This is a genomic window from Kribbella sp. VKM Ac-2566, from assembly GCF_004366005.1.
GTDB classification, from domain to species: Bacteria; Actinomycetota; Actinomycetes; order Propionibacteriales; family Kribbellaceae; genus Kribbella; species Kribbella pratensis.
The window spans coordinates 104,009-128,932 of record NZ_SODT01000016.1 but is presented as its reverse complement, the minus strand read 5'-3'; the positions used below and the strand labels follow the sequence as shown (position 1 = coordinate 128,932).

The 24,924-nt window shown below is 67.9% G+C and carries 22 protein-coding genes; 6 read left to right on the top strand and 16 right to left on the bottom strand.

Annotated features, from left to right (window positions below; genetic code table 11):
- The first annotated feature begins 148 nt into the window (after window positions 1–148).
- Window positions 149–454 carry a hypothetical protein gene (locus tag EV647_RS40375; protein ID WP_134012767.1) on the top strand — a complete coding sequence of 102 codons (306 nt, stop codon included), beginning with the start codon at window positions 149–151 and terminating at the stop codon, window positions 452–454.
- Between the two features lie 98 nt (window positions 455–552).
- Here EV647_RS40375 and EV647_RS40370 read toward each other — a convergent pair whose 3' ends face one another.
- The 9 genes from EV647_RS40370 to EV647_RS40330 form a co-directional block, all read right to left on the bottom strand.
- Window positions 553–948 (bottom strand): hypothetical protein, encoded by a 396-nt coding sequence (locus tag EV647_RS40370; protein ID WP_238175784.1) that lies wholly within the window; start codon window positions 946–948, stop codon window positions 553–555.
- Window positions 945–1,190, bottom strand: a complete 246-nt coding sequence (locus EV647_RS40365; protein ID WP_134012765.1) for a hypothetical protein — start codon at window positions 1,188–1,190, stop codon at window positions 945–947. Before EV647_RS40365 ends, EV647_RS40370 begins: the two co-directional genes overlap by 4 nt.
- A 188-nt stretch (window positions 1,191–1,378) precedes the next feature.
- Window positions 1,379–1,840 carry a hypothetical protein gene (locus EV647_RS40360; RefSeq protein WP_134012763.1) on the bottom strand — a complete coding sequence of 154 codons (462 nt, stop codon included), beginning with the start codon at window positions 1,838–1,840 and terminating at the stop codon, window positions 1,379–1,381.
- Complete coding sequence (locus tag EV647_RS43465; RefSeq protein WP_134012761.1) at window positions 1,840–3,171, bottom strand: hypothetical protein; 1,332 nt, start codon at window positions 3,169–3,171, stop codon at window positions 1,840–1,842. The genes EV647_RS40360 and EV647_RS43465 overlap by 1 nt, the downstream gene beginning before the upstream one ends.
- 16 nt (window positions 3,172–3,187) lie before the next feature.
- Window positions 3,188–3,448, bottom strand: a complete 261-nt coding sequence (locus EV647_RS40350; RefSeq protein ID WP_130388988.1) for a hypothetical protein — start codon at window positions 3,446–3,448, stop codon at window positions 3,188–3,190.
- Window positions 3,449–3,466: 18 nt separating this feature from the next.
- The gene (locus EV647_RS40345; RefSeq protein ID WP_134012759.1) at window positions 3,467–4,144 is read right to left on the bottom strand and encodes a hypothetical protein; all 678 of its coding nucleotides are present in this window, start codon (window positions 4,142–4,144) and stop codon (window positions 3,467–3,469) included.
- Complete coding sequence (locus EV647_RS40340; RefSeq protein WP_238177636.1) at window positions 4,141–6,873, bottom strand: FtsK/SpoIIIE domain-containing protein; 2,733 nt, start codon at window positions 6,871–6,873, stop codon at window positions 4,141–4,143. The genes EV647_RS40345 and EV647_RS40340 overlap by 4 nt, the downstream gene beginning before the upstream one ends.
- 106 nt (window positions 6,874–6,979) lie before the next feature.
- A complete protein-coding gene (locus EV647_RS40335) occupies window positions 6,980–7,375 on the bottom strand; it encodes a VOC family protein (RefSeq protein ID WP_134012755.1) in 396 nt (131 codons plus the stop codon).
- A 7-nt stretch (window positions 7,376–7,382) separates the two neighbouring features.
- Window positions 7,383–7,592 (bottom strand): hypothetical protein, encoded by a 210-nt coding sequence (locus tag EV647_RS40330; protein ID WP_134012753.1) that lies wholly within the window; start codon window positions 7,590–7,592, stop codon window positions 7,383–7,385.
- Window positions 7,593–7,714: 122 nt separating this feature from the next.
- On the opposite strand from EV647_RS40330, the gene EV647_RS40325 reads away from it, so the two are divergent.
- Both EV647_RS40325 and EV647_RS40320 read left to right on the top strand, forming a co-directional pair.
- Complete coding sequence (locus EV647_RS40325) at window positions 7,715–10,786, top strand: PD-(D/E)XK nuclease family protein (RefSeq protein ID WP_134012751.1); 3,072 nt, start codon at window positions 7,715–7,717, stop codon at window positions 10,784–10,786.
- Entirely contained in the window at window positions 10,779–14,228 is a 3,450-nt protein-coding gene (locus tag EV647_RS40320; RefSeq protein WP_134012749.1) for an exodeoxyribonuclease V subunit beta, read from the top strand. Before EV647_RS40325 ends, EV647_RS40320 begins: the two co-directional genes overlap by 8 nt.
- Here the strand turns inward: EV647_RS40320 and EV647_RS40315 are convergent.
- Both EV647_RS40315 and EV647_RS40310 read right to left on the bottom strand, forming a co-directional pair.
- Entirely contained in the window at window positions 14,225–14,794 is a 570-nt protein-coding gene (locus tag EV647_RS40315; RefSeq protein WP_134012747.1) for a LysE family transporter, read from the bottom strand. The genes EV647_RS40320 and EV647_RS40315 overlap by 4 nt on opposite strands.
- A gap of 294 nt (window positions 14,795–15,088) precedes the next feature.
- A complete protein-coding gene (locus tag EV647_RS40310) occupies window positions 15,089–15,670 on the bottom strand; it encodes a TetR/AcrR family transcriptional regulator (RefSeq protein WP_134012745.1) in 582 nt (193 codons plus the stop codon).
- A 42-nt stretch (window positions 15,671–15,712) separates the two neighbouring features.
- On the opposite strand from EV647_RS40310, the gene EV647_RS40305 reads away from it, so the two are divergent.
- Together EV647_RS40305 and EV647_RS40300 are read left to right on the top strand one after the other, a co-directional pair.
- Window positions 15,713–16,540, top strand: coding sequence for an SDR family NAD(P)-dependent oxidoreductase (locus tag EV647_RS40305; RefSeq protein ID WP_238177635.1), 828 nt, complete (start codon window positions 15,713–15,715; stop codon window positions 16,538–16,540).
- A gap of 36 nt (window positions 16,541–16,576) precedes the next feature.
- Window positions 16,577–17,200 (top strand): NADPH-dependent F420 reductase, encoded by a 624-nt coding sequence (locus EV647_RS40300; protein ID WP_134012743.1) that lies wholly within the window; start codon window positions 16,577–16,579, stop codon window positions 17,198–17,200.
- A 176-nt stretch (window positions 17,201–17,376) separates the two neighbouring features.
- On the opposite strand, the gene EV647_RS40295 is transcribed toward EV647_RS40300, so the two are convergent.
- The 4 genes from EV647_RS40295 to EV647_RS40280 form a co-directional block, all read right to left on the bottom strand.
- The gene (locus EV647_RS40295; RefSeq protein ID WP_134012741.1) at window positions 17,377–17,868 is read right to left on the bottom strand and encodes a hypothetical protein; all 492 of its coding nucleotides are present in this window, start codon (window positions 17,866–17,868) and stop codon (window positions 17,377–17,379) included.
- Window positions 17,869–18,060: 192 nt separating this feature from the next.
- Window positions 18,061–18,378: a hypothetical protein gene (locus tag EV647_RS40290; protein WP_134012739.1), complete on the bottom strand. Its 318-nt coding sequence runs from the start codon at window positions 18,376–18,378 to the stop codon at window positions 18,061–18,063.
- A gap of 515 nt (window positions 18,379–18,893) precedes the next feature.
- Entirely contained in the window at window positions 18,894–19,289 is a 396-nt protein-coding gene (locus tag EV647_RS40285) for a hypothetical protein (RefSeq protein WP_134012737.1), read from the bottom strand.
- Complete coding sequence (locus EV647_RS40280) at window positions 19,286–22,369, bottom strand: RHS repeat-associated core domain-containing protein (RefSeq protein WP_134012735.1); 3,084 nt, start codon at window positions 22,367–22,369, stop codon at window positions 19,286–19,288. Before EV647_RS40280 ends, EV647_RS40285 begins: the two co-directional genes overlap by 4 nt.
- A 386-nt stretch (window positions 22,370–22,755) precedes the next feature.
- Between EV647_RS40280 and EV647_RS40275 the strand changes: the two genes are divergently transcribed.
- Window positions 22,756–23,382: a DUF6308 family protein gene (locus EV647_RS40275; protein ID WP_134012733.1), complete on the top strand. Its 627-nt coding sequence runs from the start codon at window positions 22,756–22,758 to the stop codon at window positions 23,380–23,382.
- 3 nt (window positions 23,383–23,385) lie between these two features.
- Here the strand turns inward: EV647_RS40275 and EV647_RS40270 are convergent, their stop codons facing one another.
- Window positions 23,386–24,888, bottom strand: coding sequence for an LLM class flavin-dependent oxidoreductase (locus EV647_RS40270; protein ID WP_134012731.1), 1,503 nt, complete (start codon window positions 24,886–24,888; stop codon window positions 23,386–23,388).
- Between the last annotated feature and the right edge of the window lie 36 nt (window positions 24,889–24,924).

Genomic DNA, 24,924 nt, shown 5'->3' with positions numbered 1-24,924 from the left:
AGGCGCCTCTGCCGAGGGCAGAAACTCCCGTGCGTTGCCCTCGTCACGTCACTGTAATCGTCGTCCCCTTGCCAGGCAGGCGATCCGGGCGCACTGTCGTACCACAAGGACACCCAGGGGTGAGTGTCTGTGGAAACAGGGGGAAGTGATGGCTGGTTTCGTTCAGATCATCGAGTACCGGACGTCCAAGCCGGACGAGATCGCGGCGCTGATGGAGGACTTCCGCGCGAAACGCGAAGCCGAGGGCGACGGGCCGGCGCCGACCCGCAGCATCGCCTGCGCCGACCGCGACGAGCCGGGGCGGTACTTCGCGATCGTCGAGTTCGAGTCGTACGAGGCTGCGATGGAGAACTCGCAGCGTGCCGACACCACCGAGATGTCGGAGAAGATGATGGAGCTGTGCGACGGTCCCGGAAAGTTCTACAACCTCGACGTGGTCGCCTCGACGCAGTGATTCCTCAGGTACGGCGTACGCCGGCTCGCCCGGGCGTACGCCGTACCGAGGTGACCGGTGCCGGGAGGGGGATGAGCCGGCACCGGTGGATCGGGACCTCAGCCGAAGACGCGGTACGACGACCAGGTGGACGGCGGCGCCGCGCCGTCCGACCCGAAATCGCGCTCTGAGTGCAGCGGGTCGGGGTCCTGCGGCTCTGGCGCCGAGTGCAGGTCCGGCCAGGGCCGGGGCGGGAGGGAGTCGCGGGGCGGCAGCTGGAGGTCGGGATCGGGACCCCGTTCGGGGTCGAGCCACTCGACCGTCGTCGCCCCGCCGTGCCCGTGGATCGCGACGACGGACTCGATACCGTCCCAGACGGTCGTGGTCGGGTAGTCGCCGTACCAGCGGAGCGCGACCGAGCCGTCGGTGAACTGCACACCCTCGGCGACGGGGCCGGTGCCGCTGACACCGGAGACATCTTGATGACGGATCAGCCGGAAGCGACGGGAGCTCATTTCGGTGCTACCTCCCACAGCCGCTCCCCCGGCAGCTTCCGTTCCGGTCCTGGATCGTGGTCCGGAACCGGGTCGCTGGTCACCCGCAACCCGGCGAACCTGCGCGACATGGCCGCGGCGTACCGCTCGGCCAGCTCCGCTTCGGCCCGGTAGTCGGCGACCACATGGTCCCCGAACCAGACCCTCACCCGACGACGCTCCACCCGGACCGCGGCCGGGTGCGGATCACCACCATCAGGCATCTCAATACACCCGGCGCCCACTCGAGCCGGATCCCATCAGCGACCTCGCAAGACAAACCTTCACGGCAATCACTTCCACTTCCCTGTGGGGATGGGTTCACAGGTAGTGACGGCCGTCTCAGCCGTTCATGACGCGATTCCCCAGAAATTTCTCACCCACTGTGAGAAACCCTCCAGGCAATCCGCGCTCAGCCGCGGACCCAGGCCCGCCAGGTGTCGATGTCCTCGATGTCGGGGGTGATCAGCGGATCGAAGGTATGCGTGCCGGCGCCGGGAAGGTGCGCGGACACCAACGTGTCGAGATTGTGAACGAGCAACGCAGGTACTTCGGGGCGCGTGGTGATGAGCGTCTCGAACAGCCGCCCGGCCTCCCGGTGAAGGATGTCGTCGGAACCACCGCCACGTACCTGGACCTCGATCGCGTAGCCGTCCATCGCCTGCACCTCGTCCGGCTCCGGATCCGGTACGACGTACCCGTTCGGCTGCACCACCACCCCGAGCCAGTCCGCTGCGCTCTCGCCGCGCATTCGCAGCCGGACAGCACTCGTCTCGGTCACCAAGACCTCGGCCCCGACACCCTCGACCAACCAGTCAACTACCTCCTGCTGTCCACCGGACACCGCCAGGAAGACACTGTCGACGACAGACATCACTTCTCCTTTCGATAGGTGACCAGGCGGTTGTCACCGAGGATGACGTGCACGACGTCGGCGATAGCCTTGCCGGGCTGACCGAGTGCCCGGCGATAGGCACGCCAGGCGTCTGCCTCCGAAAGATCAATGTCCCGTCCGTCGATGACGATCTCGGGCGCTTGATCACTGGCATCGCAGATGTTGCGTTTGACGGTACTGGTCCCGTTCTTGTTCGGTGTCTTGAACTCCACGACCACTCCGCGCCCGTCCGGCTGTTTGCGAACCATCGCATCCGGGTTCTTGTCGCCCGACCCGTGGTCTTCCCTCCGCGCATCGATGCGCCATCCTTCCTCTGTCAGTCGTTCGGCAATGAGCCGTTCGTGAGGTTTGAAGCTCTTCAGAGGGTCGTGAACGCCCGGGGCGAAGTCGAGTTCGAGGGGGCGGAGGTCGAAAGCGGGGTCGAAGTCCACGGCGTTCGGCGTTGGGAGGTCCGGGAGGTCGATGTTGACGATGGGTGGGGCGGGAGGCTGCTCGGGGTCGTCGAAGGTGGCTTCGATCTGGGTGGGGGTAATGGTGAGGGTGGCGTGTTCCCACTTCTCGGTGGCGGCGTCGGCCATGGAGTCGAGGAGGAGCTTCACGGCCTCGGTGAGGTCGGGGTCGATCTCGAAGTCGCGCGCGAGACGCTCGGCGCGCTTCTCCTCCTCCCTCTCGTCCGGCTCCTCGACCTCGGGCGCCTCGTCGGACTCCGGTACGAATTCGAAGTCGCGGGTCAGGCGTTCGGCGCGCTTCTGCTCTTCCTTCTTGTCCGGTTCTTCGAAGATCACTTCGCCGGTTTCGGTGACGGTGATTTCGAGTTCCAGGAGGTTTTCGTCGTCGCGTTCCTGGTCGTCGTCCTTCTCGTGGGCCTTGCGGTATTTCTCGAGGGCCTTGCGGGCGACCGTGACCAGTGGCGGCTCGTTGTCCTCGGCAACTTCCAGGTCGTCGTACGTCGCGGTGAGGCGTCTCGTGCGGACCTGGACGTCGCCGGTGCCGCTGGTCGCCTTGTTACGGTCCGCGGAATCGGACGAAGGGCGATTCGTCGACGGTCCCGGCGTACCGATCAGGCCTTCGGCCCAGCCGCGTGCCTTCGGCGGCGCCATCGACAAGTAGTGCGCGGCGGCTTCGCACGCGCGTGCCGCGGCATCGAGCTGCTGCGCGGCGACCGTTGCCTGCCCGCGGGAGGCGATCAGCGCGACCTGTGCGTTCTCCCGGCAGCGCGCCGCCGTACGCACGAGCTGGTCGACGACCCGGGGGATCTCGTCGAAGCAGTCGACCAGACCGCGGGCGACCCGCTGCAGCTCGGACGGCACCTTGATGACTCGAGCGTCAGATCTGGTCGGCGTAGTTCTTGCAGCCGGCCGACGCGATCTCCAGCGCCTCGGCGGCCTGTTCGACGGCCTTGCTCGCGGCCTCCAGGATCTCGGTGATGTCGCGGTCGATACCGGTGGCGGTGCCCGCGATCAGGCTTTCCACCAACTGACTGTGCTGCGTGAACCGGAGCTTGAATCCGGCCAGGCCACCGGCTGCCTGCTTGGCCTCCATCGAGACCTGGTGCAGCTGTTCCTTGAGCCGCAGTACGTCGGACACCTCAACCCACTCCCAAATCTAGTTGCGCTTCTTCGGTAGCACGATCGCCGTACCCGCCACGACGACCGGGACCAGGATCCCGAGCCACCACGGCAGTCCGGCCGCCATCGCGACGACGACGATGACCGCACCGCCCCAGCCCCACCAGCGCGCGCCGGGCAGTCGTGGCAGCCCGAGCACCCGAGACGCGGCCAGCATCGTGACGGCGGCGATCGCCGCAGCCTCGACCCCAGCCAGGAACGACCCACTGAGCACCCACACCAGCACGAACCCGACCAGCGCCAGGACCGCGCTGATGGTACGCCGCTTGCGCTGCTCCTGGAGCGCCCGTGCCTTCGTCCGCAGCTCCTCCAGCTGGTCGACCGACTCGGCGAGCTGCTTGGTGATCCGCTCGGCGACCGTCTCGATGTCGTTCAGCGCGCGGATCTCGGGCAGCGTGTGGTTTGCCCGCTTACCTTCCGCGGGCAGCCCCGCCCGCTGCAAACTCTCCGCTGCCTTGTCGGCGAGCGCGTTCAGCCGGGTCTGCAGCTTCCGTCCCCGCTCGGCCATCGCATCGGCCTCGGCCGCCGCGGTCGCCTCGGCCTTCGACTTGTGCGCCGTCAGCCGGTCCTGCGCCTGCTGCGCGTCGGCGCGCGCCATCGCCACCGTCCGCAGCGCGCGGACGTACTCGGACCACTCCTGCTCCACAGTCTTCATCGCCGCACCAGCTCCACCGCGCGGTCCACCTCGTCCGACCGCAGCGCGGCGAACGGTACGACGACCTGTGCCTCAGGATGCAACCCGTCCCACAGCAACGCCCGGTGCGGTTCGGAGGCCCACCGCACCAGCGGACCCGCTACCGCACGTACGCCGTCCTGCGGGTGCCGGAGGAACAGGTGGGTCGCCACGTTCGCCCGCCCGTACCCGAGCTGCTCGGTGCACACATGCAGCCGGTTCCACCACCCGAACGTGACGAGGCCCTGCGCCGGCCCGTCCCGCACGATGTCCTGCAACGCGTTCGCCGGGCTCTCGAAGTACCCCTCGGCGTGCAACTGCATCCGCGGTACGCCGTGGAACCCGAAGCCGATCAGGTACGTCCCGCCGGCTTCCCCGCTCCGCATCGCGTCCCGCAGCGCGAACAGCCGCGGCGCGATGTCGTCGTGCTTGTCGACGGTCTCGACCTCGCACCCGAGCTGCCTCAGCACCTGCACCAACGCATCCTTGCCCTCGGCAACAGACGGCGCCGAGTTCGTACCGTCCATGAAGAGGAACCGCGGCGGCTCCACCGCTGATGCGGCCGTCGACACCGCCAGCCCAGTCAGCACGCCGAGGGCATCCGGCGGCCCGTCCCCCAGCACGAGCACACCGGCGCCAGGCTCCGGCCGTACCTCGACGGAAACCGGCTCCTCAGTCACCGCGATCGGCAGCCCGGTCCACGGCCGCCCCAACTCAGGCTTCACCGCCGTCGCCGTGTCTGTCAGCCGCGCCGGCTCGGCCAGATGGAACACCCGCGGCGGATGCACCGCCGTACCCGCACGCGTCCACAGCTCCTGCCGCAGCGAGTCCAGCACGAGCTTGTCCGCATAGCTCACGAGCACGTGCTGGTTGTCGTCCGGCGACCCGAAGTTCGCGTTCAGCACCGCCTCGCCGCGGAACTGCAACTCGGCCGCGGCCGTGTTCCCGCTGCGCAGAATCGCCTGCGAATCGGCCGGCGTCGTCTTCAGCGCGATCCGGTACGGCACCTGCCCGAAGATCGAGTCCCGCCGCGTCGACAGCCGCTTCACGCCCTCGATCGTCTGCGTCGCCAGTACGACGTGAACGCCGTACGCACGCCCCAGCCGGACCAACCGCTCCAGCAGCTTCGCCGCCTCGTCCGCCAACTCGTCGTCGTCCTCGAGCAGCACCTGGAACTCGTCCAGTACGACGAGGATCCGTGGCGGCCGATCCGGGCCGGGCGGTAGCTCCGCGATGTCGGCGACGTTGCCGTGCGACTTGAAGATCTCGCTGCGCCGTGCGAGCTCGTCCGAGAGATGACGCAGTACGGCGAGACCGAACGCGCGATCGCTGTGCACCCCGAGCACGCGGATCTGCGGCAGCCAGTGCGGCCGGTCCGGGCCGGGCCCGAGCGCCGAGAACTCGACACCGTGCTTGAAGTCGAGCAGGTACATCTCCAGGTCGGCCGGCGAGTAGCGCGCGGCGAGACCGTGGATCAGTACGAGCAGCAGGTTCGACTTGCCCTGGCCGACCGCGCCGCCGACGAGAACGTGCGGCAGGGCAGGGTTGCCGCTGCGCAGCCGCACCAGCGCCGGTGTGCGGTCGTCGTACCCGATCACCGTCCCGACCTCGTCCTTGACCGGCTGCCACCAGGTCGAACGGTCCGGCAGCGTCCGGTCGAAGTCGATGGTCGGGAGTACGGCGATCTCCGCCTGCTCGGCGATCACGTCACAGATGCCCGCGGCAACGGTCGCGTCGAACGGCGGATCGAGCCGGGCCGGCGGCAGCTGCGCGACCTCGACGCGGTCGTTGACGATGGCAACCGGGTTGAGGAGATCGAGCAACTGTCGCGAGTCCACGTCGAGCTCGGCCGCCGCCGACGCGTCGTAGTGGACCAGGAAGCAGATACCGCGCCTGCCCGCGGTCGCGGCCAGCCGGAGCAGGTCGCGCTGGGCGAGCGTGTCGATCCCGGACGGGTAGTCGAACAGGACGACGATCCGGTAGGGATCGGTGACCTGTCCGGTCTCCTTCAGCAGGTCCTCGAAGCGCTCGTGCCCGAGTTGCGCCTGCCGGCTCGCGCGCAGCGACGACACGTCGACCAGCCCGGACAGCACGGTGTGCAGCTGCTCCGCGGTGTGTGTTGCCCTGGGCACCAATTGCGGGTACTTCGTGGTCAGGTGACCGAGCAGCCCCATCATCCCGGTCAGCCGCGGATCGAACGCGTCGATGCGGAGCCGGAACGGTTCCGCGGCCGCGACGAGCCGCAGCGCGACGCTCTGCAGCAGGCGGCGCGCGGACTCGTTGCGGTCGCCGGTCACCTTCCAGCCGTTGGTGCGGAGCAGCGGCGCGACCACCGGCGTACCGGTGTCCAGTTCGCCGACCCGCACGTACGCCGGGACTCCCGCGCCGACCAGTTGACGCGAACGCCAGCGGGCGTCGTTCGGCGGAATCGATGCCAGACCGGGTGCGAGGCGGTCCGCGAGCAGCCGTGCCTTGGGCTCGGCTTCGGACAACGCCTCCGCGGTCTTCGCGTCGACCAGCGACCGCGACTCACGCCGGGCGGCGGCGGTCTGCTCCTGCAGTTGACGATGCAGCTTCACGGCGCGCTGATGCTCGCCGTACGTCAGCCGCCGTGCGTTGTCCAGCAACTGCGCCAGCGCGTGCTGCAAACCGCGGATCCGCGCTTCCAGGAGCTCCGGTGCGGCCGGTCCCCCGTCAGGCTTCTCCGTCACGAGCATCGTCCTTCCACACTTGCCCCGCGACCCTACTCATTGCCTGGTGTAACCATGTCACACCAGTGGCCCCAGTGGTCACTCCAGGTATCAGTAGTCTCACCTGCTAATCAGGAGCGACGATTTCGAGCTCGTAGCCGTCGGTGTTGTGGAGGAAGGCGGCGTAATGCTGCGGGCCGCCGGCGTACGGATGGCGGTCGGCGAACATCAGCGTCCAGCCGTGCTCGGCGGCCTCCGCGACGATGCTGTCGACCTCGGCCCGGTCGGCCGCGTTCAGCGCCAGGTGGTTCATCCCGGGCCGCATCCGGTCGTGCTCGGCGGCCGACATCGCCGGGCTCTGCTCGACGACGACGTAGCAGCCGTCAGGGGCGGTCCAGGTCATGCCCCCCGGCCAGCTGTCACCGTCCTTCCAGCCCAGCCGGCTGAGGACCCAGCCCCAACTCGCGACGGCCCGGGACAGGTCCGGGACCCAGATCTCGACGTGATGCACCGCGGCAGCCATCGGAGCATTATCTGTGCTCGGCGTGATGGTGCGACACGGCCGTCGAGATCCCTGCCGCGATCGCGCCGGAGAGCAGCAGCCAGACCAGCGCGGCGAGCAGCCACGGCCACCACGGCCGGGCCTGCGCGGCCTCGGCGACGGCCTTGCCGAACAGTCCGCCGGCAGGCGCGAGGACGAGCACGAGCACGAACCGCGCGAACCTCGTCTCCCTGGTCATTTCTTCATTGTCCGAGGCAGCCGCCGAACCTGCAGAAACCTTGGCGTTTCGCGCCCGGTCGTCTTTCTGTCCGTGGGAGGGTTTACGGTCTCCGTGACAGTCGAAAGAATCGGGGGTTCGTGGTGAGTACCACCCGGATCGAGAGCACGGCGTACGGCGCCGCGGCTCTGGAGCGCCTGCAAGCCGTCGTCGCACGGCTGAAGGCCGACGATCCGATGACCCCTGTCACCCTGCTCCTGCCGAACAACCTGGCCGGCGTCATCGCCCGCCGACACCTCGCCCGCTCCTCGGTCGCCGGTCTGTACCTGGCGACCCTCGAGCGGCTCGCCGAGCAGATCGCCGCCGGGCTGCTTTCGCCGCGACGTCCCGCGACCCGTCCGATCGTGGCGGCCACCTGGCGTACGGCGCTCGCGAAATCGCCCGGCGTCTTCGACGAGGTCGCCGAGCACCCGTCGACCATCCAAGCGCTTGCATCGGCCCATCGCGAGCTCCGTGACCTCACCGAGCCCGCGCTCGACAAGGTCGCGAAGGCATCCGCGCTCGGCCCCGATCTGGTCCGTCTGCACCGGCACGTCACCGCCGAGCTGGCCGCGGACTGGTACGACGCGACCGATCTGCTCCGCGCCGCCGCGTCCCGGATCGCGGACTCGCCGTCAACTGTGGACGAACTGGGCGCGCTGGTGCTGTATCTCCCGCAAGAGCTGACCCAGTCCGAGGCCGCGTTCGTCGCCGCGCTCGGTGAAGCGGCCGCCGATCTCACGGTGATCGTCGGACTGACCGACGTACGCCGTGCCGACCGCGCCGTGCGGCGATCGCTCGAACGGATCGGAATCGATCTGCCGACGTCGATCTCGAAGAACTATCCGGTCGCGACCGAGATCCTGAACGCGTCCGATGCCGACGACGAGGTGCGTTGCGTGGTGCGGGACGTCGTCTCGGCGCTGGAGCACACGCCGGCGCATCGGATCGCGGTGCTGTACGCCGCGGCCTCGCCGTACGCACGTCTGCTGCACGAGCACCTGTCGGCCGCGCGTATTCAGGTGAACGGTCCAGGTACGCGTCCGGTGCACGAGCGGGCGATCGCGCGGACGCTCCTCGAGGTGCTCGCGCTGGTCGATCAGGATCTGCCGCGCGCGGACGTGTTCCGGGCGTTGGCGAATGCGCCGACGCGCGACTTCACGGGCGAACGTATCCCGGTGCCGCAGTGGGAGCGGATGTCGCGGGCGGCCGGGGTGGTGCGTGGAGACGACTGGGACACGCGGCTGGCGCGGTACGCGCAGTCGGAGCGGCGGACCGCTGACCAGGAGGAGGCGGCCGAGGATCCACGGCCGGCCGCGGTACGGCGCGCGCAGTACAACGCGTCGACGGCCGAGCGGTTGCACACGTTCGCGTCGACGTTGCGGGCGCGGCTGAATGCTCTTGCGTCGTTGGAAACCTGGTCATCGTTGTCTGAAGGTGTGCTGCAACTGTTCCACGATCTGCTCGGGGACTACTCGTCCTTGCCCATCGAGGAGCAGTACGCCGCGGCCGCCGTCGAGGGATCGTTGAAGGGCCTGTCGACGCTCGACGAGCTCGGTACGCCGGCGAGCCTCGCGGTGCTGCGCGACGTACTCGATCTCGAACTGCAGCAGTCGCTGCCCCGGGTCGGGACGTTCGGGACGGGCGTACTGGTCGCGCCGCTGTCCGCGAGCGTCGGGTTGTCGGCGGACCTCGTGTACGTCGTCGGCCTCTCCGAGGACCTGTATCCGGGACGAGTCCACGAGGACGCGCTACTCCCCCATCGGGTCCGTGAGGCGGCAGCTCCGGAGTTGGCGTCGTTCCGGGATCGCCTGGACGAGAAGCAGCGGCATCTGCTCGTCGCGTTCTCGGCCGGTGCGCGAGTGGTCGCGTCGTTCCCACGCGGCGATCTGCGACGGTCGTCGCGGCGGTTGCCGACGCGGTGGCTGCTCGGGTCGTTGCGCGAGCTCACCGGTGATCACGCGTTGCCCGCGACGCAGTGGGACCGGTACGGCGAGGTGCTGCGGACGTCGGCGTCGTACGCCGGTTCGTTGACGACGGCAACCATGCCGGCGACAGAGCAGGAGTGGCAGACGCGTGCGGCCGCGGCGCGACTGTGGGTCCAGGACGGGGTTCTCGTGCGGGCCCGGGAGTTGCTACGAGGGCGTGCATCCGCTGCCTTCACGCGCTTCGACGGCGACTTGTCGGGGGTCTCGGGGCTGCCCGAGTTCGCGGTGGAGGATCGGATCGCGTCGCCCACGTCGCTGGAGTCCTATGCGACGTGTCCGCACGCGTACTTCGTCGAGCGGCTGCTGCAGGTGGAGCCGTTGGAGGCGCCGGAGGATCTGCTCGTCATCTCACCGATCCAGATCGGGAACCTGATCCACAACAGCCTGGACGCGTTCGTGACGCGACTGGCCGGTTCGTTGCCGGGGTACGGCGAGCCGTGGACGGAGGATCAGCGGAAACTGCTGCTGGCGATCGGGGCGGACCTCGCGGACCAGTTCGAGGCGGAGGGTCTGACCGGGCATCCCCGGCTGTGGCAGCGCGAGCGATTGCGGATCCTCGGCGACCTGATGGTGCTGCTCACCGACGACGATCGCTGGCGCGCTTCGCGGAACGCGTCGGTGGTCGCCAGTGAGTTGACGTTCGGGTTCGACGGCGAGCCGCCGGTCGAGATCCCGGTGCCGTCCGGCAGGGTGCTGCTACGCGGATCCGCCGACAAGGTGGACCTCGGCGCGGACGGCACGATCTACGTGACGGATGTGAAGACCGGCGGCTTCTCGCGGTACGAGGGCATCGAGGCGGATCCGGTCGCGGGCGGGACGAAACTGCAGCTGCCCGTGTACGCGTACGCGGCCCGCGCGCGGCTGGGTGAACCGTCCACTCCGGTCGAGGCGTCGTACTGGTTCGTCCGGCGCGGCGGCAAACGGATCCCGGTCCCGCTGACCCCCGAGGTCGAGGCCCGGTACGTCGAGACGCTCGACGTGATCGTGTCGTCGATCGCGGCCGGGCTGTTCCCGCCGAAGGCACCCGAAGTACCGGACTTCCTGTGGGTCCAGTGCCCGTACTGCAACCCCGACAGCCTCGGCCACAGCGAGGTCCGGGCGCGCTGGGACCGCAAACGCCACGATCCGGTGCTGGAACGGCTGGTGCGGCTCATCGACCCGACTGCCCTGGAGGCCGGCGATGAGTGAACAGTTGCTCGACGGGTCCGCCCGGGACCGGATCCGCTCGGACACCGACACCACCCTCTTCGTCGAGGCAGGCGCCGGGTCCGGGAAGACGCACGCGCTGGTCGAGCGGGTCAGGACGCTGGTGCTGCGAGACGGCGTACCGCTGCGATCGATCGCGGCCGTGACCTTTACCGAGAAGGCCGGCGCGGAGCTGCGGGACCGGCTGCGGGTCGAGTTCGAGAAGGCGCGGAAGACCGAGGACCGGCAGCTCGCCGACGCCGCGCTGGACGATCTGGATTCCGCGTCGATCGGCACGCTGCACGCGTTCGCGCAGCAGATCCTGCTCGCGCATCCGATCGAGGCCGGGCTGCCGCCGCTCATCGACGTACTCGACGAGGTCGGCTCGTCGGTCGCCTTCGAGGAACGCTGGGCCGAGCTGCAGCAGCAACTCCTCGACGACGACTCGATCGCCGAGCCGTTGCTGCTGGCGATGGCGGTCGGGGTCGAGCTGAAGCATCTGCGGTCGCTGGCCCGCCTGTTCGGCAACGACTGGGACCTGATCGCGGATCGGGTTCTGGTCGAGCCGCCGGAGCTCGTCGCGATGCCGGATCTCAGCGGCCTGGTCGCCGCGGCGGCACAGATCGGCGCCGCGGCCGAGACCTGCCTGGACCCGGAGGACCGGCTGTTGCCGAAGGTCCAGCAGATCCGCGAGCTCGGCCTGACGCTGGACACCGCGTCCGATCAGGAGACGCAGCTCGCGCTGCTGCAGACGTTCCGCGGTCTCAAGGTGGGCAGGATCGGGCGGAAGGAGAACTGGCCGGACATCGCGAAGGTCCGCGCGGACTGCACCGAGGTCGTCGAGGTCGCCGGCTCGCTCGTCGAGCTGCTCCTCGACGCTTGCCTCCGGCATCTTTCGCACTGGATCGCGGAGCGGGTGCTGGAGTCGGCCGAGCTCCGGCGCGCCGAGGGACGCCTGGAGTTCCACGATCTGCTGGTGCTCGCGCGCGACCTGCTGCGGCGCGATCCCGAGGTGCGTGCGGATCTTCAGGACCGCTTCGAGCGGTTGCTGCTCGACGAGTTCCAGGACACCGACCCGATCCAGATCGAGCTCGCGGTGCGGATCGCCGGCGGCGCCGAGGCGGACGCCACCGACTGGCACGACGTCGAGGTCCCGGAGGGGCGGCTGTTCGTGGTCGGGGACCCGAAGCAGTCGATCTACCGGTTCCGGCGCGCCAACATCGCGACGTACCTCACCGCTCAGCAACTCTTGGGCGAAACGGTTGCTCTCACCACGAACTTCCGCACGGTGCCGCCGATCCTCAGCTGGATCAACACCGTCTTCGCGACGCTCATCCAGCCCCACGAGTCCGCCCAGCCGTCGTACCAGTCCCTCTCCCCGCACCGCACCAGTCCAACCCGCGGTGCCTCCGCGCGCACCGAGCCCAGTGCGCCGTCTCCCGACGCACCTGTGAAGGGCGACCAGCTCTCGATCTTCGACGAACCCACGCTCTTCGACACCCCGGCAGAGTCCGAGGAGGAGGTGAGTGATCTCGCGGCGGTTCTCCCGTTCCGCCGGCGCGGCGCCGACGTACCGCCTGAACCGTTGCCGGACGAATCCGAGGACCCATCGGCCGGCCCCGCCGTCACGATCCTCGGCGCCACCCCGCACGAGGACCTGCCACGCGCGCAGGCCTCCGTCCTCCGCGAACGCGAAGCCACCGACGTCGCCGCGGTCATCGAGGAAGCGCTCCGCGAGGGCTGGCTGGTGTACGACGACCGCGCGGAAACCTGGCGCCCCGCGGCGGCCGGCGACATCGCCGTACTCGTGCCGGCCCGCACCTCGCTTCCGTTCCTGGAAGACGCCCTCGACCGCGCCGACATCCCGTACCGCGCGGAAGCCAGCTCGCTCGTCTACCAGACCGCCGAGGTCCGTGACCTGCTCGCCTGCGCCCGTGCGCTCGGCGACCCGAGCGACCAGCTCGCCCTCGTCACCACTCTCCGCTCACCTCTGTTCGGCTGCGGCGACGACGACCTCTACACCTGGAAGCGCAACGGCGGCACCTTCACCCTGACCGCACCGGTTCCCGACCAGCTGCTCACGCACCCGATCGGCGAGGCGATGGAGTGGCTCCGCCGGACGTATTACGCCGCCCGGTGGCTCACCCCCAGCGAGGTCCTCGCGAAGATCGTCGCCGACCGCCGCATGCTGGAAGTCGCCGCGATCGGCCCCCGCGCCCGCGACGCCTGGCGCCGGATCCGGTTCGTCGTCGACCAGGCCCGCGCCTGGTCGGAGGTCGAGCACGGCGGCCTCCGCTCCTACCTCGCCTGGGCCGCGCACCAGGGCGAGGAAACGTCCCGCGTCGCCGAGGCCGTCCTCCCCGAGACCGACGCCGACGCGGTCCGGGTGATGACGATCCACGCCGCGAAGGGCCTCGAGTTCCCGATCGTGATCCTCTCCGGTATGACCGCCTCCTCGAACCGCCAGCGCGGTGTCCAGGTCCTGTGGCCGCTGCCCGGCGGCTACGCGGTGAAGCTCAAGTCGTCCGTCCAGACAGAGGATTTCGACCTCGTCCAACCCGTCGACGAGCAGATGGACGACTACGAACGCCGCCGCCTGCTGTACGTCGCCGCGACGCGCGCCCGCGACCACCTGGTCGTGTCACTGCACCGTTCCGGCAACCGCCGCCATACGAGCAACGCCGAACTCCTCGCGAACGCCGGCGGCGTCGACGCGCCGCACGCCACGCTCTTCACCGGCCCACCGGTCCCCGACCGCGAGCCGACCGGCAGCCCGGACGTCACCCCGCCGATTTCCCGCACCGAGTGGGAGACCCGAGCCGCCGCCGCCCAGGCCGCGAGTCGAGCCCGCTCCGCCCAGAGCGCCTCCGGTCTCGAAGGCACCGGCCCCGAACTGTCCGTCGCCGCCGGCACCGACGAGGTCCTCATCGACCCCGGGACCGCGAAGGGCGCCCGCGACCTAGAGTTACCGCCGTGGTCGAAGGGCCGCTACGGCACCGCGATCGGCCGCGCGGTGCACGCCGTACTCCAGGTGGTCGACCTCTCCACCGGCGCCGGCCTCGAAGCTGCCGTGTCCACGCAATGCCTCGCCGAGGGAGTCCTCGAGTACGCCGACGTCGTCACCGCACTCGTCCGTTCGGCGCTCGCATCCGACGTGGTGAAACGCGCCGCCGCCCGCGAGCACTGGCGCGAGTCGTACGTCGGCACCGTCCAGCCGGACGGCACCGTGCTCGAGGGTTTCGTCGACCTCATCTACCGCGAGGACGACGGCCGCCTCACCATCGTCGACTACAAGACCGACGCGATCCCGGCTGCCGCCCTGGACAGCCGGGTCGCGTACTACGCACCCCAGCTCCAGGCGTACGCCGAGATCCTCCCGAACACGACGCCGCCCATCCTGCTTTTCCTCAACCCCAGCGGCGCGATCGAACGACAAGTGCCCTAGGCAACGATCCTCACCGCCAGCACGACGATCACCGTGGCCGACGCCAACGCGGTCACCAGTCGCCCCAACGGACCGGTGAGCAACCGCCCGAGCAAGGCGCCACCGCCCGCGAGCAGCAGTTGCCAACTAGCGGACGCCATGAACGCCGCGACCACGAACACGATCCGCTCGCCAAGCCCCGCGACGCCCGATCCTCCAAGCACCAGCGCCGCGAAGTAGATCACCGTCCACGGGTTCAGCATCGTCATCCCGAGCATCCCGAAGTACGCCGCCCACGCCCCGATCGGCGTCTCCTGCTGCAGCGCAACGATCCGCCGCTCGCGATAACGCCGTACCGCCTTGGCCGCACCCATCACCGCGAGCCCGATCAGCACCACGACCGATGCCCACCGCAACGGCCCGACAACCGGCACCAACAGCGGAGCCAACACCGAGCCGGCGCCCGCAGCCACCGCCGCGTACACGCCATCAGCCGAAGCAACCCCCAGCGCGGCAAACGCCCCGATCCGCAACGAACTCCGCGCCGTCAACGCCACCAAATAGGTCCCGACAGGCCCGACCGGCATAGCAACCCCATACCCGGCCAAGAGCCCCGCGACCACCACCCCGATCACAACTGACCGGAGATCGACCCCCACCCACGACCAACCTGCTGCTGCAGAACCCCAGCCACCAAGGCCAAAGCTCCCACCAGCAACACACCAAAGGTCGTAGTAATCATCCCCCCATGATGAGCACCCACCCCAACCCCCTCAACCCAATTACCAACCGCACCGCTGGCGGCTTGTTGCACCGCTAGCGCCCTACAACGCGCCACGGCTGAAACAACCCGCTATCCCCGCGCCAGCTCGGTCAGGTCTTCACTCGCTCGCCGTAGGGATGGCGTTGTCGATGAGGACGGCGGCGATGGCGGCGGCGGTGGGGAAGGATGCGCAGTTGAGGACTCGGGTACGGGCCGCGGCGCCGTCGAGGAGCAGCGCCAGTTGCTCGCCGAGTTGTTCGGGGTTGATGGCGCCGGCTTCGCGGGCGGTTTCAGTGAGCCGCGCGGCGATGGCGATCTTGTAGTCGCGTGCGTACTGGGATGCGGGGTGTTGGGGGTCGTGGAGCTCGACGGCCGCCGCGATGTAGGGGCACAGGGGTGCGGACGCGGGGATCTCGAAGGCGGCGAGGAGTCGTTCGCGGGGTGTGAGGTCGGTGCGGTCGAACACTCCGGGCATGACGTCAGGATCGAATCGGCGCAGATACTCGGCGACGAGTTCGTCCTTGCTGGTGAAGTGCTGGTACGCCGTGCGCTTGGACACCTGTGCCACAGCGCAGAGTTGGTCCATGCCGGTGCGGTTGATGCCCTGATCGCGGAACAGCTGCTGTGACGCGCTGAGGATGCGCTCACGTGCACCCCTGCCGCGGCGCCGGCCCTGGGGGCCCTTCTCCAGCTCCGTCATGGCTCCAGCATAGCCCGTTCGGTACCGATCGGTGTACGTAGCTTGCACTTCGATCAGCCGTCCGATACGTTACGTACACAGGTTGGTGTATTTAAGCCGCCCTGGTCCAGGCACCACCAATTCAACGGAGTGATCGTGGGAAAGCTCGATGGCAAGGTCGCGGTAATCACGGGCGGATCCACCGGCATGGCACTGGCCGGCGCCAAACTGTTCGTCGACGAAGGAGCGCACGTCTTCATCCAGGCCCGGCGCCAGGCTGCACTGGACGATGCCGTCAAGCAGATCGGCCGCAACGTCACCGCCGTACAGGGTGACGCGGCCGAACTGGACGACCTGGACCGCTTGTACGACACGGTCAAGCGGGAAAAGGGCTCGATCGATGTGTTGTGGGCCAGCGCCGGGATGGGCGAGCCCGGTGTCCTCGGTGAGATCACCGAGGAGCAGTTCGACCGCGCCCTCTCGCTCAATGTGCGCGGCACCCTGTTCACCGTGCAGAAGGCGTTACCGCTGATGAACGACAACGGCTCGATCTTCATGACCGGATCCAGCGCCTCGCTCGCCGGCTACCCCGGCTGGAGCCTCTACGCGGGAAGCAAAGCCGTCCAGCAGGCGTGGGCCCGCGTCTGGCTCAACGAACTGCGCGACCGCAAGATCCGGGTCAACGTCCTGACCCCCGGCCAGGTCGCCACCGCCAAACAGGAAGAACTGTTCGACGAGGCAACCAAGGCCGCATTCGAATCCCTTATCCCCCGCGGAAAGATGGCCCGCCCCGAGGAAATCGCCACCATCGCCCTGTTCCTCGCCTCCGACGACTCCAGCTACGTCAACGGCCTGGAACTGGTCGCAGACGGCGGCACCACCGCCATCTGAACCACACACCTCGAGAACTGGAAGAGAGCACACCTCATGGGCATCATCACCCTCATCGGTACGGGAAACATGGCCCGTACCATCGGCACACTCGCGGTGGCGGGCGGCAACACGGTCGAGGTCATGGGCCGCGATCAGTCCAAGGCCGATGACCTGGCCAAGGCTCTCGGCGGCGGCTCGACGACAGGCAAGTGGGGCGCTGTCCCGGCCGGGGACATCGTCATCACGGCCCTGTTGTACGAGGGTGTCGTGCCGGTCGTCGCGGAGTACGGAGACGCCCTCGCGGGCAAGGTCATCGTCGACATCAGCAACCCGTTCAACGCCACCTTCGACGGACTGGCCCACAGCGAGGAGACCTCGATCGCGCAGGAAGTCGCCAAGGTAGCCCCGGCCGGCGCCAGCGTGGTGAAGGCGTTCAACACTATCTTCCGTAACGTCCTGGAGCAGGGCCGTCCCGACGTCTTCATCGCCGGCGACAACGTGCAGGCCAAGGCTGCCGTGGCGGCCTTCATCCAGAGCCTCGGGCTGCGCCCCCTGGACGCCGGCAGCCTGAAAATGGCGCACTGGCTGGAAGGAATGGGCGTAGTCACGGTAGGCCTCGCCGGCAACAGTGTCGGCCACGCGAACTTCGCCCTCGGCATCAACGAATTCACCGCCTGAACAGTAGCCACGGCGACGACAGCCGAACGCGCCTGAACGCCAGCACGTTCTACAACGAGCGGCCACACCCGGCTCGCCCGTCGACCACGCTCGCCCCGCCCAGCGACGGCATGCCTCGGCGTTGGTGGACGAACAATCCCGCGACCTGGGACGGCGAGCTCTTCGCCCCAACTCGCCTAAGCGGCGTCTGCGAGTCCTCGGGCGTACTGCCTCAGCATCAACAACTCATGGTCCGAGATGGGCGAGATCGGGCCGTCCGGATCCAATGCACACCCGAACTGTCCTTGCGCCGTCATCCAGGCCAAAACACCTCTAGACATGCAGCCGGGGTCGAACAACTGGGGCGGGTCGCAGAACGGAAGCCCTTCAGCGCCGACCCACGCAACAGAACATCCCGACTCGATGACCACGGCGAGCGAAACCCGCAGCGCGGCCGCCATACCGTCGGCGGTCGGCCAGACGAGAATCGGCACGTCCCAGGTCGGGATCTCCCATGCCTCACCCCGGAGAACGAACTCGTCGAGGGCGGGTCCCCCGAACCAACCATCGTCTGGAAACACGACCGAACTCCGCTCTCCGCGCCTCGCAAGACCATAGATCGTGATACCCGGCACCGCGTCCCCGTCAACAATCACAACGAGCGAATCACGCGCGAGACGTGAACTCATGCCATCCCTCCAACCGTTCTAAGAGCTAGGTGGGCCCCCGGGCCAAGCGCGACCACAGCCTCGTCTGTTGCCGGACTGCACACGGCCACCGGACACACACGCCCGGAAGCGATCCACGATCCTGGCTGGCCGGATTTGTCGCGGATCAATTCGTGAATGTCGGCACCGTCGCCGGTCGCCCCCTCTCCCACCTCATTCCGGCTCGTCCTCACGCCGCCGGTACACCCACTCCTCACCAGCCAACAGTTCCCGCGACTGGAAGCCCGGCACAACCACAGCCTCGAACCGCACATCAACGGGAGGCGCGAAGTCAGCAACAACATAGGCCTCGGCCTCGGCGGCCAACAAACGCTCGTCGTCGCCTACTGCCTCGTAGATGAATCTTGCTTCGATGAGGGGGTAGGTGGGGCTGACTGCCACAGCTCTGAGGCCGGGCGTGACCAGGTCCCAGAGAGCCCGCTGGAACGACAGCAGAACTTCGATCCGGAACGCAGCGGAGTCTGTTGTCATCCCGGCATCCTTTTGTGCTGTGGCGCTCGGTCAGTCATCTGGTTCGCCTTCGATCAGGTCCTCGATCGCGCGCCGCAGCCACGTGTAGAACGACGGAGCGTCTCGCGGAGTTCGCGCCCGGAGTAGTCGAAGTCGTGAATGACCAGCACCTCAGCGAACCGACCTGCCAACATGTCACTTCGTCGTTGTCCTGGCACCGCGCAAAGGGCACCAACACCCGCCCGGGATACCGTGCCGCCAACCCCGCGTAACGGGCAAGCAGCGAATCGCCCTCGAGAATCCGCCAAGGCTCCAGGTCAACCAACCCGAGCTCGACCACCCGAATGAACGACGCAGGATACGAGAAGCCACTCGGGATGTCGGACAGACCAAGCAGATATCCCATCGTCAGCGCCCCCTTCCATCGGGTGAGCACCGTCCTAGCCAGGTACTTCGAGTTGCCACCTGCGGCCAGTTGGACGCCGTCGGACCAGCCCAATAACTGATCAGCCTCAGCGTCATCCTTGCCCTTGTGTTCATGACGACCGGTCGCCCGACCCGCTGTCATCGAGTACGAGGCGGGCTGCGCGCGCCCGAACGCGCATTTCACCCCAGTCGCCCTGTAACTCGTAAAGCCCCGAGTCCCAAGTCATCGTGTCGATGTGTCCGTAGTCGATCTCGCCAGTCGCATCGATTGCCGGAGGCGCACCCTGGGCGACCCACTCGAGATCCGTGACCTCTTCGAAAACGAGTTGCCCGTCGAGGTAGAACAGGTTGTTGCCGGGGTGCGGAAGCTTGTACCGGGGATGCTCAGGCGTGAGGACGAGGTCCAGCCGGAATACCACTGACCCTGGCCTCGCCGTCACATCGAGGACCCAGGACTCCTCCAGCACGTACGTGTCGAACCCGGGCAGATTCTCATAAGGAGTCATGGCAAATCCCAGTCGATGGGCACGTGGTTTCCAGCACTCTTGCGCGTGACGGGATTTCCGAACGGATCGACACGTTGACCGCTCGCGTTGCGTACTTCAACATGTGGAAGCTCGCTTCCCGGCGTCCTCGGACTGCCCTGTTTCAGCGTCAAGCGTTTCACTCCCGCGGCATCGATGAAGACCATCGGGCCAGCCTTCGACTGGGTCAGAACCCAGCCTTGTGTCTGCGCGAACGCGACGAGTTCCGATGCCTTCGCCGAGCCTCCCATCGTCAGATAACCAAGCGCGACATTGGCATCGTATTTCACGACTGCTCCACCGAGGGTCATCGTGATCCGACGACCCGCCGCGGCCGCCTCGGATGCTCTCCCGAGAGCCGGGAATCTGCCTGCAAGGCCGACAATCGCTATGTCAGCGGCTAGTTGGGAGCAGTTGCCTTTGAGGACGCAGGCTTGGGAGTCGAGGATGCCGGCGGTGCCGGCGGAGATTACGCCGGTGGCTGAGGAGATATGGAGGAGGATGGGGATGGCGGGGGCGCAGGCTCGGGCGAGGGTGCAGATGACGGCGCCGCCCAGGGCGGCTGTGGAGATGTAGCCGGAGATGTGGGAGACGTCGGTGAGGGTGCCCTCGATGTCGTCGAGGCCTTGTAGGTCGGTGGTTTTGAGGGGGTTGCCGGTGGTGTAGGCGTAGGGGTTCGCTGAGCCGGCTTGGTCTGTGGTGAGGAAGGTGCCGGTGGTGGGGTTGTACTCGCGTTGGCCCAGGAGGTAGTTGCCGGTGGGGAGTTTGAGGCCCCCGATGTAGCCGGGGGTCGGTGGGGTCGAGGCCGTCTGGTTGGTTGGGCCGGCTCGGGTTTGGCCGTAGGGCTCGTAGTCGTGCTGGTCGGGCTTGGTGGTCGTTGCTGTGAGCACCGAACCGTTGGCAGTCGTAGTGAGCGGGGTTCGTGCGATCGGAGTCTGTTGGGCGACGAGGCCGGAGCCGTACAGGTAGCGGCTGGGTTGTGAGGCTCCTGTGGTGCCCAGGATCTGGGGTGAGAGGGGGTCCCAGAGGTAGTGGGTGGTTTGGGGGCCGGTGGTGGAGATGGCTCGGCGGCCGTCGCCGGTGTGGGTGTAGGTCGTCTTGACGCCGGCGGTGGTTGAGGTGGTGGGTTTGCCGGCGGCGGACCAGGTGTAGGTGGTGGTGCCGTCGGAGGTTCGGTTGCCGTCGGGGTCGTAGGTGTAGTGGTGGGTGGTTGGTACGTCGAGCGGGTAGTTGGCCGGCGTGGTGATCGAGGCCCGGAGTTCATTGGCGGGGCCGTACAGGGACCAGGTGCTGCCCGAGGGGCGCTTCTCCCAGGTGCGGTTGCCGTTGGCGTCGTAGTCGTAGCGAAGGTAATCGCTCGCGTCGTCGGTGCACTGGTCGACGCCGTAGCAAGCCGCAGTCAGGCGGTTCAGGGAGTCATAGCTGTACGACGATTTGCCGGCGACGGAGTCGTCGGAGCGGGTGAGGTTGTCGGCGGCGTCGTACGCGGAGGTAATTGTCCGGAGTGCGCGGCCGTTCTGGGTGATGGACAAGGATGTGGTGCGACCGCGGACGTCCAGCTGTTCGGTCTTGACCAGCCCGCCGGGTTGGGTTGTGGTGATCGTGCCGCGGGCGAGGTCGTAGCGATACGAGGCCAGTGGCTTGCTGTCGGCTGCCGCGGAGGTCAGGCGGTTGGCGGCATCCCACGTGTACGACTCGGTGTGACCAACTGCCGTCCGTCCGGTGAGGTTGCCGACGGCGTCCCAGCGGTAGGACACCGGGCCGGCCGACGTGAGCTGGTCGAAGGCGTCGTACTGGAAGCGGGTGAGGCCCAGACCGTCGGTCATCGACGTACGGCGGCCCGCGGCGTCCCACGTGTAGCTGACGGCGGGAGTCTTGTCGGAGTACGCGATGCGCAGCGGCGCACCGCGCGGATCCAAGACATAGGACGCCGTCTTCCCCGAGGGCAGCGTGGTGCGGATCAGGCGACCGGCCTTGTCGTACGCGAACTTCCAGGTGCGACCGCCGTACGTCGCCTCAGTTGTCCGACCCGCACCGTCGTACGTGAAGGTCTGCGAGCGGCCACTGGCGTCGACGGTCTCGGTGACCCTGCCGGATGCGTCGAAGGTCGTGGTGGCCTCGGGCAACGATGGTCTGGTGACGCCGACCACTGCCCCGGCATTGTCGTAGCGCAGCTTGGTAGTGCCGCCGCGGGCGTCGACCAGCGTCGATACACGGCCTTGCCCGTCGTAGGTCTGGCTCGTGGAGACATCAAGCGGTCCGTGCTGCGAGAGCCGCTGGTCGTCGTCGTTGTAAGTGATCGTGCTGACGGCACCGCGCGGTGAGATCGTCTTGATCGGCCGCCCCCAGCCGTCATACGCAATGCGGGTCAGCTGACGCAATGGATCCGTGATGGTCGTCAGGTCGCCGTCGGCGGAGTACGCGTACTGCACAACACGACCCAGAGCATCGCGAGACGCCGTGACCAGGCCCCGCGTGTCGTAGCTGACCGACGAGGTGCGACCGGCGTACGCCGTGCCGGTTAGGTTCCCGCGGACGTCATAGGTGTACGTCGTCCGCCGCCCGAGCGGATCCACCGTCGCCACGACGTCGTTTCGGGCGTTGTAAGTACGCCGGGTCACCGCACCGACCGCGTCCGTCGAGGCGACTACGCGACCAAGAGCGTCGTACTCGTGCCGCGCGCCATGCCCGAGGCTGTCGAAGACCCGGATGAGGTCGCCGTTGGCATCGTAATGGAACGTGGCCGTGGCGCCGGTCGGATCGGTTTGGCGGATGAGCCAGTTCCGCTCGTACTCGTTGATCCACTTCCCACCGGTCGGATCGATCATCGTCGACGTACCGCGAATGCCCTCGGTGTCCCAGGACCACGTCGACCGACCGCCCTTGGCATCGGTCTGAGCGACGACCCGCCCGTCGGCGTCGTACTCGGTCACGTACGCCGGCTTGCCCGCATCCCCCACCGTCTCCGACGTCAGCCGCCCCGCGGAGTACTCGTACCGCGTCCGAACCCCGCCCGGCGACGTCACCCCCACGAGCCGACCGTCGGCGTACTCGTACCGCACCGTGGACGTCTGCTACCTCCGGATCACCGACACCCGCACGTGGCAGGTCGACCACTGGCCCTGCGAGAACGCCCCCAAACCGAAACCGGCGCGGATCCAGTCGCTGAGCTTGGGGTGAAGGGGACGAGCAGGAGGACGGCGAGGACGAGCGCAAACAGCCGGTAACGCACAGTTCGCCTCCGCTCAGTCGTGGGGTTGTGACAGAGAGTTTACGGAGATCGGCATGCGAAATGAGCGGATGGTTACAGGTTGTGGACAACGGGGAGTGACTTTGGCGTGCGGGGGGCCGTGGAGTCGCTACGATCTGCGGAAACAGGTGTCAGGAACGTTCGAATGATGGTCCGCCCGCTGGCGGGTCTGCCACCACAAGTGTGAGGGTGTGGCTCATGAACATCGGTACCCGGAAGATCGTCGTCGACGAGGCGATCGCGCAACTGCGGCTGTACGCCGAGACGAACGGCGCCGTGCTGCAGTACTACGACGGGCTGCCGGGTATGACCACCGTCGGTGGCTCCGACCCGAACCGGATCACGTTCGAGGACCTGGGCAGGATCATGGTGATCGGCGCCGACCTGCGGGTGCTGGACATTCCATGGCTGCTCGAGGTCGAGGCGGAGAAGGAGCTCGCAGCGATCCCGGTGGACGCGCGCCTCGAGGACGCCGCGCCGGGGAGTGACCTTTTCGACGCGGCGATGGCGCTGGACGACAAGTTCACCGGCCACCGCGGGTTCGGGCACGCGAAGAAGTCGAAGCTGCTGCACCTCAAGCGGCCGTACCTGTTCCCGGTGACCGACAGCTTCATCCGGATGACCTACGGCTCGTCCTCGGCCGGAGCCGAGTTCCTCAAGGCAGTCCGCGAGGACCTGGTGAACCCGGCCAACGTCCGTGACTTCAAGCTGCTGCAGGTCCGGCTGGCCGCGGAGCCGCCGACCAGCGCCGCCCGTCTGCTCGGCGAGGTGCCGACACTCCGCCTCCTCGACATCCTCGCTTCCCTGCTGGGCGAAGCCAAGTAGTACCTACAGGACCCCGAGTCGCGCCAGCGGTTCGACCAGTTCGCGTTCCTCGTAGGACAGGTGCGACAGCAACGTGTCGTCCAGCAGGTCGACGGCCGCCCGCAGACCGTCGATGTCGCCTGATCCGTCAACCGGCGCGACGAGTGCTTTGTCGACACCTTCCAGTACGTCGTGAATGATCTTGTGCTCCTCCTGCAGCCGGTCCACGACCGGCACCAGGTCAGGGTCGGCGCGACGTAGATGCGGGAACAGCGATGCGTCCTCGAGCGAGTGGTGCGTCGTCACGAGCCGGCAGTACGACTCGCAGTACGTCCCCAGCGTCCAATTGTTCTGCCGCATGGTCATCGTGTTGATGTGCGACCGCGCCGCACCGACGCCCAGCGTCCCGGCCGCGACCTGCTCCACCAGGTCGCGCACCTGGTCGAGCTCTGCACGCAGGTGATCGTGTACGTCGATCAGGTGCTGACCGGACTGCAGTTGGTACGGCGTGTACCTCCGAGACGGGTCCTGCGCCGGACCGGTCGGCCGAGCGGACTCGTCCAGCAGCTGTACGGCGCTGCGTCGTACGGCAGGAGGTGGTGTCGGCACGACGCCAAAGCCCGTAGCAACCACACGCTCAGCAACAGCGCCTGACCGAGCCACCGCGATTGCCTCGCGCACACCGGCCGCCACCTCAGCGAACCGCCGGATGTCGTCAGGATTGTCCGAGGCAAGGATGTAGGTGCTGATCCCCTCCCCCAGCGTCAGCTCGGTCAGCTGGTCGATCCACAGCTCCTCAGGCCCCTGCAGGAACCCACCGCCACCGACAAACTGACCGGAGATGTTGTACAGCCGCCGTACCGCAGCAGGGTCCCGCCCGGCCTCCACAGCTGCCTCGTCGATGACCTTGTTCATCGCGGCCAGCTGTTCCGGCCCGGCGTACCCGCTGCTCGGCAGCCACCCGTCTGCCAGCCGTCCGGTGAGCGCGAGCATCCGCGGCTTGTACGCACCCAGCCAGATCGAGACGTCATGCGCCGGCGCCGGACCGCGCTTCGCACCGGACAGCGTGTAGTGCTTGCCGGCCAGCCGGATGCCGCCACCACCAGGTGTCCAGACCTCGCGCATGATCGCGATGGCCTCTTCCAGCGCGGCAATGCTCTGTCCGGTGGTCAGCCGCGGCCCGCCGTTCGCCGCGACCGCGTCGAGGAACCCGCCGGCGCCCAGGCCAAGCTCAACTCGCCCACCGGTGATCAGGTCCAGCGTCGCCACACTGCGCGCCAGGACGACCGGGTGCCGGAGCGGGAGGTTGGCCACGTTGGTAGTGACCTTCACGCGCTCGGTGCGGCCTGCGACGACGGACAGCAGCGTCCAGGCATCCATCAGCCGCGGCTGATACGGATGGTCCTGGAAGCTGACCAGGTCGAGGCCGACCTGCTCGGTCAGCTGGGCCAGCGCGATCACGCGGTCCGGGGTGTCGACCGCCGGGGTCAGGAACGTGCCGAAGACCAGCTCGTGGCCGTAATCCATGGTTCACCTTCTCGAAGTGGGTTCGGGAGCAAAACT